Source organism: Bradyrhizobium sp. (assembly GCF_027451485.1).
Classification (GTDB): Bacteria; Pseudomonadota; Alphaproteobacteria; order Rhizobiales; family Xanthobacteraceae; genus Bradyrhizobium.
In genome coordinates this window covers 25675-36799 of the sequence record NZ_DAIDJE010000076.1, presented here as the reverse complement: position 1 = coordinate 36799, position 11125 = coordinate 25675, and the positions used below count along the sequence as shown (strand labels likewise).

Here is an 11125-nt window from a genome sequence, read left to right as displayed (position 1 = left end):
CAATCGTTTGTCCTCATTGTTCAACATCCTATGGCATTGATCCGGCAAAGCTCGGAGAGGCCGGCCGCACCGTCCGCTGTTCCCGGTGCAAGGAAGTTTGGCTGGCCCGGGCCGAAGACGCGATCGAATTTGCGCAGCAGGGACCGGCCATCGCGGGCGCAAACCGGCACGGCAGCGAGCAGGATGCCGCCGCCGAGTGGGAGGCGATGGGTCGCGAGCAGGACGGGGATGCCGAAGACACCCCACATGTCGAAAGCCCCTCCATAGCGGGCGATTGGCAGGGTTCGGCCGAATGGCAGGCTGAAACGAAGAACGATCAGCACACAGCGGCGATACGATCCGGACGGTTCCCCTGGCTGGGCAGGTTGATGAAGCCGAAGACCCAGCGTGCTACGCCCCGCCGCAAGACACCCTTCAATCTCGCCACCGCCTGTGCCGCCATGGCGGCCCTGGTGCTGGCAATCGTGATCTGGCGGGCCGACGTGGTGCGGCTACTGCCACAGACAGCTGCCTTTTACAGATTGGTGGGCCTCGACGTCAATCTGCGAGGATTGCAGTTCAGGGACGTCAAGGTTACGTCCGAGACGGTGGAAGGCACCCCGATGCTGGTGATCGAGGGCGCCGTCACGGCCGAGTCGAGCAAGCCGGTGGAGGTGCCGCGGCTGCGCTTCAGCATACGCGACGCCGCGGGGAGCGAGATTTACGCCTGGAATGCCGTGCTCCAACAGTCGATCCTGAGGCCTGGCGAGAAAGCCGGCTTCAAGTCGCGGCTTGCCTCACCTCCGCCCGCCGGCCGCAACATCGATATTCGCTTCTTCAACAAGCGAGACCTGACCGGCGGCCGTGCATGAAGCAAGCCGCTCGACCGCATTCGCAAACCCGGTGCTACGGATGTCACGCGTTCTGATCGTCGACGATGAGGAATCGATGCGCCTTTTGGTGGCGCGCGCCCTCGCGATGGACGGCCACAACGTCACGACAGCTTCGGACGGCGCCGAGGCGCTCGAAATCCTGGGAGGGACGGACGGCCCCTTCGACCTGATGTTGACCGACATCCAGATGCCGGTAATGGACGGCATTGCGCTCGCGCTCTCGGCGGCACGCGATTTTCCCGAGGTGACGATTTTGCTGATGACCGGCTATGCCGAGCAGCGTGAACGCGCCTCGGGTCTGAACGCCATCGCGCATGACGTCATCAGCAAACCATTTTCGGTAGCCGACATCCGCACCGCTGTTGCAGATGCCCTCGCCTCCGGGAAAAAGGCTCAATAGTCCTTCAGCAGTCGATCGATGTAATCGAGCTCAAGTTGCGGGCGCTGCGGGTCGGCCGCGCGCCGGCGAAGCTCTTCGAGGATCCGGCGCACCCGTTGCACGTCGATCTCGCCGGGAATCTTCACTGTCAGATCTTCACCGTAATCCTTCCCGTGCAGAGGCCTTCCCAGGGGATCGCTTTGCTGACCGTTGCCCTGCTGGCGGCCGACGCGGTTGCCGGGGCCATCGCCCTGACCTTCGCCGTCCTGCTGCATCGCTTCGGCAAGGTTCTGCGCCCCCCTGCGTAGCGCATCCAGCGCCTTGCCTTGCGCATCGACTGCGCCGTCGGCGTTGCCCTCGCCAAGCTTGCCACCGGCATCGCCCATCGCATTATCGGCGGCGCCAAGACTGTCGCCCTCATCACGACCCTGCTGATCGCCTTCCTGCCCGGGCTGCTGGCCCTGCTGACCTTGCTCCCCCCGCTGCTTGGGTCCCATGCCGCGCTTCGCCAGCTCCTGCTGCAATTTCTTCAGCCGGTCGCGCAGGCCCTGTTGATCCTGCTGCAGGTCGTCCATGGCCTGGTCGCCCTGCTGCCGGCCGCGCTGGCGGTCGCGCCGCGAATCCTGACCCTGCTTAAACGTCTTGTCACGCAACTGCTGCTGCTTGCGGATCATGTCGCCGAGTTCGTTCAGCGCCTGCTCCATGTCGCCGTCGCCGGATTGCCCGGGCTGGGCGAGTTGAAGCCCTTCAAGCATCTGCTCCAGCTGGTCGAGCAATTGACGCGCCGCATCCTTGTCGCCTGAGCGGGACAGCCGCTCCAGGCGATCGATCATGTTGTCGAGATCCTGCTGGCGCATGACCTTGGCATTGGGATCGAGCGGCCGCGCCAGGGCTTGCGGATTATTGCGCAGCTGTTCGGCCAGCTGCCGCACGAAATTATCCAGCGCCGCCCGCAGGTCCTGGGTGAGCTTCTTGATCTCTTCATCGCTCGCGCCCCGCTCCAACGCCTGCTTGAGCGCGTCCTGTGCCGCGCGAAGCGCCTTGTCGACGTCGGAGATATTGCCGTCCTCGATGGTGACCGCGAGCGCCCACATGCTCGCCACCACGGCGCGCAGGGCATCGTCGGAGTGCGCCGCCTCGAGCTCGTGCGAGACGCTGCGCAAGCCGAGATAGTGACCGACCTCCGGCATGAACAGTTCCGGCGCAATCAGCAGCGCTTGGAGGGCATCGATGACCTGCAGGCGCTGATTGGCATCGAGCGCGAGAATGCGCCGCTGTTCGATCAGCGCACGTGCGAGCGGCTTGGTGAACAGCCGCTCCGGCAGGCGCATGTCGAATGGTTCGCTATGTCCCTCATTGCCGGCCTGGTCCTTGGCCGTCAGCGTCAGCTTGACGTCGGCGCCGGCGTAAGGATCCTCGCTGAGATCCTTGACGGTTTGGCCGACGCCGTTACGGGTGCGGACATTCGGCAGAACCAGGGAAAATTGCGGCGGATCGAACAGCGGCCTCGCGTCCCCGGCTGCATTCCGCGCGACAAACTGCGCGTGCGCCTCGGTCACGCCGTAGTCGTCCTCGACCTTGTAGGAAAGCTGCAACGCCCCTCGCGCCTGACGCTCCGGATCCTTGGCGAGCGCGATGGTCGGCGGATGATCGGGCAGCGCGGAAAAACGCCACTGCGGCTGGCCGGCGGGCGCACGGACGTGAGCGGTTCCGTCGCCGGTAATGGTGAAATGCTTCTCGCTCGTCCCCCTGGGAGCCTGTTCTGTAGGCGCCGTCTCGGTGACCCCGCCGCCGGCCACCACATCGAGCGCGCCACCGCTCGAGCGCACCATCAGCGTGCTGCCGACCGGCACCGCGAGCGGACCCGAGGCCGGAAGGGACGCCTCCTTGTTCGCCGCCGACAAAATTATCGGCGGCTTTGCCGTATAGAGCGGCGGCGTCACCCAGGCATCGACGCGAACGTTATCGGCCGCGAAGACCCCATTCCAGTCGAAGGCGGCGGCAAGCCGAATGCGTCTTTCATCGCCTGCCGCGATATAGGTTGCGACCATCAGCACCACGATCAAGCCACGAAGCGCCCACGGGTCGTGAACGGCCAGCCGCGGCGACGGCAGACCGGCCCGAATGCGCCGGATCGAAGCCAGCGTGCGCTCGCGCTGCGCCTGCCAGAGTGCCAGCGCGACCGGGTCCTGCGTTGTCAGGGTGTCGGTGAGTGTCGTCGCCGGGCGGTGGCGAATGCCGGTACCTCGATCGAGCCGCCCCAGCGCGTCCTGGCGGCTTGGCCATCGAAACCATCCCAAAGGGGCGAGCGCGGCGAGCGCCAGAACCAGAAACAAGCCCAGCCCGACCGCACGGGCGACAAAGGGTAGCATCAGCCAGAGGCCGGCCCACGATACCGCCAGAAAAAATCCGGCGACCGTCAGAAACCGCGCCAGATGCGGCCAGCTCCGTTCCCAGGCGATGGCAAATTCAGCCCGCCGCACCGCCTGCGCGATGCGCAGCCGCGAGACTGCATCGCTTTCCAGTTCCGGCTCCGGCGAAACGGGGGTGGGTCCGCTCAATCATCTCTCCAGGTTGCCCGGCAATCCAAGCCTAACACAACGGCAACCGTGAGGCATCCACGCAAGCCGCGTAGCCCACACCCGGGCTAACGCATAGCACGAAGGCGTGACTGTGCCTCCACGTCCACGTAACCTTAACCGGCGCCGCCTGCTTGAAGTTCCTTTCAAGCACGCGACCAACGCAGGCGCAGCGCGCCTGCGGCATAATTGGCAACCTGCAAGGTGTAGGCATGGACATTGGATTTATTGGCCTTGGCAACATGGGCTTTCCCATGGCGCGCCGCCTGATCGAGGCCAAACATCAGCTTTTCGTTTTCGATTCCCGCAACGAAGTCATCGACAAACTGGTTGCGCTCGGCGCCAAGGCGGCCTCCTCGCCAAAGGATGTGGCCGATCGTGCCGAGACGGTGATGGCAAGCCTGCCTTCGCTTCAGGCCTCACTCGAGGTTGCGACAGGAAAGGACGGCGTGATCGAAGGCAGCCGCGTGAAGCGCTTTGTCGATCTGTCCACCGTCGGCTCGCAAATGGCAGTGCGGATCCACGACATTCTGGCCAAGCGCAACCTGATCCAGATCGACTGCCCGGTTTCGGGCGGCGTCGGCGGCGCTGAAAAGGGCACGCTCGCGGTCATGGTGTCGGGCCCGCGCGCCGACTTCGAAGCGATCAAGCCGGCACTGGACGTGATCGGCAAGGTTTTCTTCATCGGCGAAAAGCCTGGCTCGGCGCAGACCATGAAACTCGCCAACAACTTCCTTTCGGGAACCGCGATCGTGGCGACATCGGAAGCCGTCGTGATGGGGGTGAAGGCCGGACTCGATCCCGCCATCATGATCGACGTGATCAATTCAGGCTCCGGCATGAACACGGCAAGCCGCGACAAGTTTCCCCGCTCGGTCCTGCCGCGCAGCTTCGACTTCGGCTTCGCAACCGGCCTGATGGTCAAGGACATCCGCCTCGCATTGGACGAGATGAAGTCGCTCGGACTGTCGATGGAAGTTGCCGAAGCCGTCGGCCGGCTGTGGGAAGTGGTGATCCGCGAAAACGGCGCCGACTCTGACTTCACTTCGGCCATCAAGCCGATCGAAAAGAAGGCCGGCGTGGTGGTCGGTGGCGGGAAGGGCGGGATCGCGGGGAAGTAAACTGGAGTTCCCGGGCCGCAATGCCATGAGCGCATTTACGCGCGTCTGAGACCTGCCATGGCGGTGTGCTATAGACCGCGTCCCTGCTTTCTTGTGTCCCGGATCCGCGTTGTGTCGCTCCATGCCGCACCGCGTTCCGGGCACGGAATTCACAGCCACGGTGCCGGCTTATCCATTGCAATCAGCGCATCGACCTCAAGGCGCGGGCGCACCACGGCATATCGATCGTCCTTGACGAGCACTTCCGGCACCAGCGGGCGCGTATTGTAGGTTCCGGATTGCACCGCGCCGTAGGCGCCGGCGGTCATGATGGCGAGCAGGTCCCCGGCCCGGGGTTCCGCCATGGAGCGGCCGAGCGCAAGGTAGTCGCCGCTTTCGCAAACCGGCCCGACCACGTCCGCTGTGATTTGCGGCGTGCCGCCGGGCGTGGCCCGCACCGGCAGGATGTCGTGATGCGCTTCGTACAGCGTCGGCCGGATCAGGTCGTTCATCGCCGCATCTATGATCACGAACTTCTTGGCCTCGCCCTGCTTCACATAGATCACGCGCGAAACCAGAATTCCCGCGTTGCCGACGATGTTCCGGCCCGGCTCGAACAACAGCGTGCAGCCGAGATTGTGCGCGACCCGCTTGACCATCGCGGCATAGGCGGACGGCAAGGGCGGCGCTTCCCGGTCCATGTGATAGGGAACACCGAGGCCGCCGCCGAAATCGACATGCGAGATGGTGTGGCCGTCAGCGCGGAGCGTTTGCACGAATTCGGCCAACAGCCGAAACGCATTTTCAAGCGGTCCCAGATCGGTGATCTGGCTGCCGATATGCACATCGACGCCGCTCACGCGAATGCCCGGCAGCTTGGCCGCGCGCGCATAGACGCCGCGCGCCTGCATCAACGGAATGCCGAACTTGTTTTCAGACTTGCCGGTCGAAATCTTGGCGTGCGAGCCGGAATCGACATCCGGATTGACGCGAACCGAAATCCGCGCCGTCTTGCCCTCGGCGCTCGCCAGCTGCGACAGCAGTTCCAACTCGGGCTCGGACTCGACGTTGATGCAGAGGATGTCGGCCGCGAGCGCCGCGCGCAATTCGGCTTCGGTCTTGCCGACTCCGGAAAACACGATGCGCTCGGGCAGCATGCCGGCGGCAAGCGCGCGCTTGAGTTCGCCACCCGAAACGACGTCGGCGCCGGCACCGAGCTTGGCCAGCGTGCGCAGCACGGACTGATTGGAGTTAGCCTTCAGCGCATAGCAGACGAGGGCCTTCTCGCCGGCAAAAGCCTCGCTGAACACCCGGTAATGACGTTCCAGCGTTGCGGTCGAATAGCAATAAAACGGCGTTCCGACGGCATCGGCGAGTTCCACCAGACTAACCGCCTCGGCGTGCAGCACGCCGTTGCGGTAATCGAAGTGATTCATGGTGATTTTCCAAAAGACGGCGGCACTTCCGCCGCACGAAGCTTAGTTGCTGTTCAGGAGCGGATCGAGAGCAAACGGCCGTTTCGGTCCCCGGCCGGCGGTGGGTAGCGTGCCGGTGCCGCTATTTGGAGCAAACAGGTTCGGATTGGCGGGCTGCGGCGGCGCGTTTGTATCCGACTGGACGGCGGCAGTTTGCGCCGGCAGCTGCGACGACGCGGTCGGCGGCAAATCGAGCGGCCCCTTTCGGCCGCAACCGGAAAGCGCCACCGCCGCGGCACCCAGAATGATGAGAGCCCAGCGATAATTTGGGCGGACGTCACGAGTCACTTGAACAAATCCCCAATGCGGGCCGCACCATACAAAGATTGAGCGGTTCTGGCGAGACCTGGAAGCCGTTGAATTTCGGATCAAGAATTGTAGGGCAGCCCTATTTTCGCTCTTTTTCCAACCGCTTGAGCCACGCTTTGGCCTGCGCCGCGACATTCTTCGGCGCCGTGCCGCCAAAACTCGTCCGGCTCTTTACGGAGGCCTCGACCGACAGCACGGCAAGCGCATCCCCGGTGATGTCAGGCTCGATCTCCTGCATCGCCTTCAACGGCAATTCGCGCAGGGCAATGCCCTCACTTGCAGCCCGCGCCACGATCCGACCGGTGACATGGTGGGCGTCGCGGAACGGCATTTTCAGCGTCCGCACCAGCCAGTCCGCAAGATCGGTTGCCGTGGCATAGCCCTCGCCGGCCGCAAGCTTCATCCGCGCTTCGTCGGGCACCATGTCGAGAACCATCCCGGTCATGGCGCGGATCGCCAGCGACAGCGCGGCGAATGCTTCCATCGCGCCGGGCTTGTCTTCCTGCATGTCCTTTTGATAGGCGAGCGGAAGCCCCTTCATCACGATCAACAGCGCATTGAGCGCGCCGATCACGCGGCCGGTCTTGGCCCGCACCAGTTCGGCGGCATCGGGATTGCGCTTCTGCGGCATGATCGATGAGCCGGTGGTGAACTTGTCCGACAGCCGCATCAACCCGACCAGCGGGGAAGTCCAGAGCACGATCTCCTCGGCAAAGCGCGACAGATGCACCGAGCAGATCGCTGCGGCTGACAGCGTTTCCATGACGAAGTCGCGGTCGGATACCGCATCGAGCGAATTGGCCATCGGGTGGTCGAAGCCGAGCGCCTTGGCCGTTGCCGCGCGATCGATCGGAAACGAGGTACCGGCCAGCGCCGCCGCACCCAGCGGCGATTCGTTGAGACGCCTGCGCGCATCGGCAAAGCGGCCACGGTCACGCGATGCCATTTCGACATAGGCGAGCAGATGGTGCCCGAACGTGACCGGCTGGGCAGTTTGCAGGTGGGTAAAGCCGGGCATGACCGTTGCCGCATGTTCGAGCGCGCGCTCTGCCAGCGCGTGCTGGAACACGGCCAGTGCCCGATCCGTCTCGTCGATGGTGTCACGAACGAACAAGCGGAAATCTGTCGCCACCTGGTCGTTGCGCGACCGCGCGGTGTGCAGGCGGCCCGCGGCAGGCCCGATCAGTTCGGCGAGCCTGCTCTCGACGTTCATATGGATGTCCTCGAGCGCGCGCTTGAAATCGAACGATCCCTTGCCGATCTCTGACAAAATCGTGTCTAGACCCTTGGCAATATTTTTCGCATCGTTTGCCGTGATGATCCCTTGCGCGGCCAGCATGGCGGAATGGGCCTTGGACGCAGCGATGTCCTGGGCGTACATGTGACGATCGACGTCGATGGAGACGTTGATTTCCTCCATGATCGCATCGGGACGCTCGGTGAACCGGCCGCCCCACATCTTGTTGCTCATGACCAATGCTCGCCCGCTTTGTTGCACCCTTCGCCAGGATGGGTGTAACCGAAGCCCTCCAATAGCCGTATCTGAACCGTGATGACAAACGATATGCCCGAAAGCCCCTCGCCTGCCCCGGCCCCGTTCAGCCGCATTCCCTATGTGATCGGGGCGGTCCTGATCGGCGCCCTGGTCGGACTTGCCGGGGTATACGGGTTTGGCGGCCTCAAGCGCAATGCGTCAGGTAATGCCGCCTGCGCCTCTGCCGTCAGCCTGTCGCGGAAAATCGCACCGCTTGCCCGCGGCGAGGTGGCCGCCTTGACCATGGCGACGGCGCCGCTGCAGCTGCCGGACCTCGCCTTCGAGGATGCCGACGGCAAGCCGAAGAAGCTTTCGGACTGGCGCGGCCAGACCGTGCTGGTGAATCTCTGGGCCACCTGGTGTGTGCCTTGCAGAAGGGAAATGCCGGCGCTGGACCGCCTGCAAGCCAAGCTCGGCGGGAAGGATTTTCAAGTGGTCGCGATCAATATCGATACCCGCGATCCCGAAAAGCCGAAGACCTTCCTGAAAGAGGCCAAGCTGACCCGGCTCAGCTATTTTAGTGACGAGAAGGCCAAGGTTTTTCAGGATCTTAAGTCGATAGGTCGAGCGTTGGGCATGCCGACTTCAGTGCTGGTCGACGGCCAGGGCTGCGAAATCGCAACCATTGCTGGCCCTGCCGAATGGGACAGCGACGACGCCCTCAAGCTGGTCACCGCGGCGACCGGGACGGGCTCCTGAGCGGAGCCCATCCAAGGCATTGCAGAGGCGCTATGTCTCGTCCGCGACGCTGTTGCGCAAGAGACCGATGCGATCGATCTCGACCTCAACCACGTCACCTGGCTTCATCCACAGTGGCGGGGTCCGGCGCGAGCCGACGCCGCCCGGCGTACCGGTCACGATCACATCGCCCGGCTCGAGCCGCGTAAAGGTGGAGCAGTACTCGATCTGGCGCGGAATATCGAAAATCATCTGGCTGATGGTTGTATCCTGAACCACCTGGCCATTGAGGCGGGTTTGCAGGCGAAGCGGTCCGAGATCGCCGGCTTCATCCGGGGTGACCATCCACGGGCCGAACGCGCCTGTATTCGGAAAATTCTTGCCGGGCGTGAACTGATGGGTGTGGCGCTGGTAATCCCGCACGCTGCCTTCATTGTAACAGGCGTAGCCGGCGATGTGGCCCCAGGCATCCTTGCGCTGGATGTAGCGGCCTGCCTTGCCGATGACGAGCGCGAGTTCGCCCTCGTAGTCGAGGTCGGTCGAGACCTTCGGCCGGATGATGCTGGAAAGATGACCGGTCTGGCTGTTGGCAAAGCGGCCGAACACCGTCGGGTTGGCGACCTCGTCGCGGCCGGTTTCCTTGCGGTGGTTCTCGTAATTGAGGCCGATGCAAAGGATCTTGTCGGGGTTGGGGATCACCGGCAGCCAGGAGATCTTGGCAAGCGGGTGCCGCACAGCGGTGCTGGCGGACTTGGCCGCTTCGGTGAGGGCGTCCGCGGCAATGGCCGATTTCAGATCGGCAAAGCGGTCGCGCACGACCGCGCCGAGATCGACCACGTCGTCACCCTCGATAAGGCCCCAGCTGCTGGCGCCATTGATCTTGAAACTAGCGAACTTCATTTGATGTCCCTGGGAATAGCGTGAGGCCGGCTTTTCGCTATCGCATGCGGCGATATCGGGCAATGCCGCGACCGCCCGGAAATATGCAGATCAGGCCATCCCGCGCGCCGGGGCTTAAGTCCGGGCTAGGCTTGGGAAGGCGCCTCAGGCAGAGATGTTGAGATTGCCGCCGATGCCGGCACCGACATTGGCGAGCGAGGGCGACGAGGCGCCGCCCAGGAGGGTCAGCACCGAGGATCTCTCGGCATCAATGTTCGATTTCAGGGCGGATGTCGCGATCTGCTGCTGGGTATTTCCCGCCTGCATCGCAATCAAACTGAGCGCCAAACTCGCTACATCCATCGGCCCCACTCCCCAATTGCCGGGCAGGCTAGGCGAGAAGCGTTAACGAATGCTGGAGATGAAGCGAATCAGCGGGTCGGAACCGGCTTCTCGCCGCGGTAATCGTAGAAGCCGCGCTGGGTCTTGCGGCCCAGCCAGCCGGCCTCGACATATTTCACCAGCAACGGACATGGACGGTACTTCGAATCGGCCAGCCCCTCATGAAGCACCTGCATGATCGAGAGGCAGGTATCGAGACCAATGAAATCGGCAAGCTCCAGCGGGCCCATTGGATGATGAGCGCCGAGTTTCATCGCCGCATCGATCGCCTCGACATTGCCGACGCCCTCATAGAGCGTATAGATCGCCTCATTGATCATCGGCAGCAGAATGCGATTGACGATGAAGGCGGGAAAATCCTCCGACACCGCAACCTGCTTGCCGAGCCTGGTGACGAACTCCTTCGCCGCCTCGAAGGTCGCATCGTCCGTGGCGATGCCGCGGATCAGTTCGACCAGTTCCATCAGCGGCACCGGATTCATGAAATGAATGCCGATGAACCGTTCCGGCCGGTCGGTCGAGGCGGCGAGCCGGGTGATCGAGATCGACGAGGTATTGGACGCGACGATTGCGCTCGGCTTCAACAGCGCGCAGACGTCGTGAAAGATCTTGCGCTTGACGTCTTCCTTCTCGACCGCGGTCTCGATCACGAGATCGCAGTCGGCAAGGCCATCCATGGTTTCGGACAGCACGATGCGGTCCAGCGCCTGCTTGCGCGCATCCTCGGTGATGACCTTCTTGGCGACCTGGCGTGACAGGTTGCCATTGATGGTTGCCATTCCCGATTTCAGGCGCTCGGCGGACACGTCGTTGAGCACCACGTCCAGGCCCGCGAGGGCCGAGACGTGCGCAATGCCATTGCCCATCTGACCCGAGCCGATAACGCCGACTTTTTTTATCATGACCGCCATCTTATCG

11 protein-coding genes are annotated in these 11125 nt (G+C 63.5%); 4 read left to right on the top strand and 7 right to left on the bottom strand.

What is annotated here, in order from left to right:
- The first annotated feature begins 2 nt into the window (after nt 1–2).
- Nucleotides 3–851, top strand: coding sequence for an MJ0042-type zinc finger domain-containing protein (locus tag NEZ08_RS10480; RefSeq protein ID WP_298106563.1), 849 nt, complete (start codon nt 3–5; stop codon nt 849–851).
- A 40-nt stretch (nt 852–891) separates the two neighbouring features.
- Nucleotides 892–1272: a response regulator gene (locus tag NEZ08_RS10475; protein ID WP_298106561.1), complete on the top strand. Its 381-nt coding sequence runs from the start codon at nt 892–894 to the stop codon at nt 1270–1272.
- Here NEZ08_RS10475 and NEZ08_RS10470 read toward each other — a convergent pair.
- Nucleotides 1266–3812: a TIGR02302 family protein gene (locus tag NEZ08_RS10470; RefSeq protein ID WP_298106559.1), complete on the bottom strand. Its 2547-nt coding sequence runs from the start codon at nt 3810–3812 to the stop codon at nt 1266–1268. The two genes, NEZ08_RS10475 and NEZ08_RS10470, sit on opposite strands and share 7 nt — an antisense overlap.
- A 230-nt stretch (nt 3813–4042) precedes the next feature.
- Between NEZ08_RS10470 and NEZ08_RS10465 the strand changes: the two genes are divergently transcribed.
- Nucleotides 4043–4951, top strand: coding sequence for an NAD(P)-dependent oxidoreductase (locus NEZ08_RS10465; RefSeq protein ID WP_298106557.1), 909 nt, complete (start codon nt 4043–4045; stop codon nt 4949–4951).
- Nucleotides 4952–5100: 149 nt separating this feature from the next.
- On the opposite strand, the gene lysA is transcribed toward NEZ08_RS10465, so the two are convergent.
- From lysA to argH, 3 genes are all read right to left on the bottom strand, one after another.
- Complete coding sequence (gene lysA, locus NEZ08_RS10460) at nt 5101–6366, bottom strand: diaminopimelate decarboxylase (protein WP_298106556.1); 1266 nt, start codon at nt 6364–6366, stop codon at nt 5101–5103.
- Nucleotides 6367–6408: 42 nt separating this feature from the next.
- Nucleotides 6409–6693, bottom strand: coding sequence for a lipoprotein (locus tag NEZ08_RS10455; protein ID WP_298106554.1), 285 nt, complete (start codon nt 6691–6693; stop codon nt 6409–6411).
- Nucleotides 6694–6793: 100 nt separating this feature from the next.
- Complete coding sequence (argH, locus tag NEZ08_RS10450) at nt 6794–8185, bottom strand: argininosuccinate lyase (protein ID WP_298106552.1); 1392 nt, start codon at nt 8183–8185, stop codon at nt 6794–6796.
- An 81-nt stretch (nt 8186–8266) separates the two neighbouring features.
- On the opposite strand from argH, the gene NEZ08_RS10445 reads away from it, so the two are divergent.
- Nucleotides 8267–8947, top strand: coding sequence for a TlpA disulfide reductase family protein (locus NEZ08_RS10445; protein WP_298106550.1), 681 nt, complete (start codon nt 8267–8269; stop codon nt 8945–8947).
- Nucleotides 8948–8977: 30 nt separating this feature from the next.
- Here NEZ08_RS10445 and NEZ08_RS10440 read toward each other — a convergent pair whose 3' ends face one another.
- The 3 genes from NEZ08_RS10440 to NEZ08_RS10430 all read right to left on the bottom strand — a co-directional run bounded on the left by NEZ08_RS10440 (nt 8978) and on the right by NEZ08_RS10430 (nt 11118).
- Nucleotides 8978–9826, bottom strand: a complete 849-nt coding sequence (locus NEZ08_RS10440; protein ID WP_298106549.1) for a fumarylacetoacetate hydrolase family protein — start codon at nt 9824–9826, stop codon at nt 8978–8980.
- Nucleotides 9827–9970: 144 nt separating this feature from the next.
- Complete coding sequence (locus tag NEZ08_RS10435) at nt 9971–10168, bottom strand: putative motility protein (RefSeq protein WP_298106548.1); 198 nt, start codon at nt 10166–10168, stop codon at nt 9971–9973.
- A gap of 68 nt (nt 10169–10236) precedes the next feature.
- A complete protein-coding gene (locus tag NEZ08_RS10430; RefSeq protein WP_298106547.1) occupies nt 10237–11118 on the bottom strand; it encodes a 3-hydroxybutyryl-CoA dehydrogenase in 882 nt (293 codons plus the stop codon).
- Nucleotides 11119–11125: the final 7 nt, after the last annotated feature.

Bases quoted from the DNA above. Each gene is read 5' to 3' on its own strand.
- NEZ08_RS10475 (WP_298106561.1), top strand. From the start codon at position 892: ATGTCACGCGTTCTGATCGTCGACGATGAGGAATCGATGCGCCTTTTG.
- argH (WP_298106552.1), bottom strand. From the start codon at position 8,185: ATGAGCAACAAGATGTGGGGCGGCCGGTTCACCGAGCGTCCCGATGCG.
- NEZ08_RS10440 (WP_298106549.1), bottom strand. From the start codon at position 9,826: ATGAAGTTCGCTAGTTTCAAGATCAATGGCGCCAGCAGCTGGGGCCTT.
- NEZ08_RS10435 (WP_298106548.1), bottom strand. From the start codon at position 10,168: ATGGATGTAGCGAGTTTGGCGCTCAGTTTGATTGCGATGCAGGCGGGA.
- lysA (WP_298106556.1), bottom strand. From the start codon at position 6,366: ATGAATCACTTCGATTACCGCAACGGCGTGCTGCACGCCGAGGCGGTT.
- NEZ08_RS10465 (WP_298106557.1), top strand. From the start codon at position 4,043: ATGGACATTGGATTTATTGGCCTTGGCAACATGGGCTTTCCCATGGCG.
- NEZ08_RS10445 (WP_298106550.1), top strand. From the start codon at position 8,267: ATGACAAACGATATGCCCGAAAGCCCCTCGCCTGCCCCGGCCCCGTTC.
- NEZ08_RS10430 (WP_298106547.1), bottom strand. From the start codon at position 11,118: ATGGCGGTCATGATAAAAAAAGTCGGCGTTATCGGCTCGGGTCAGATG.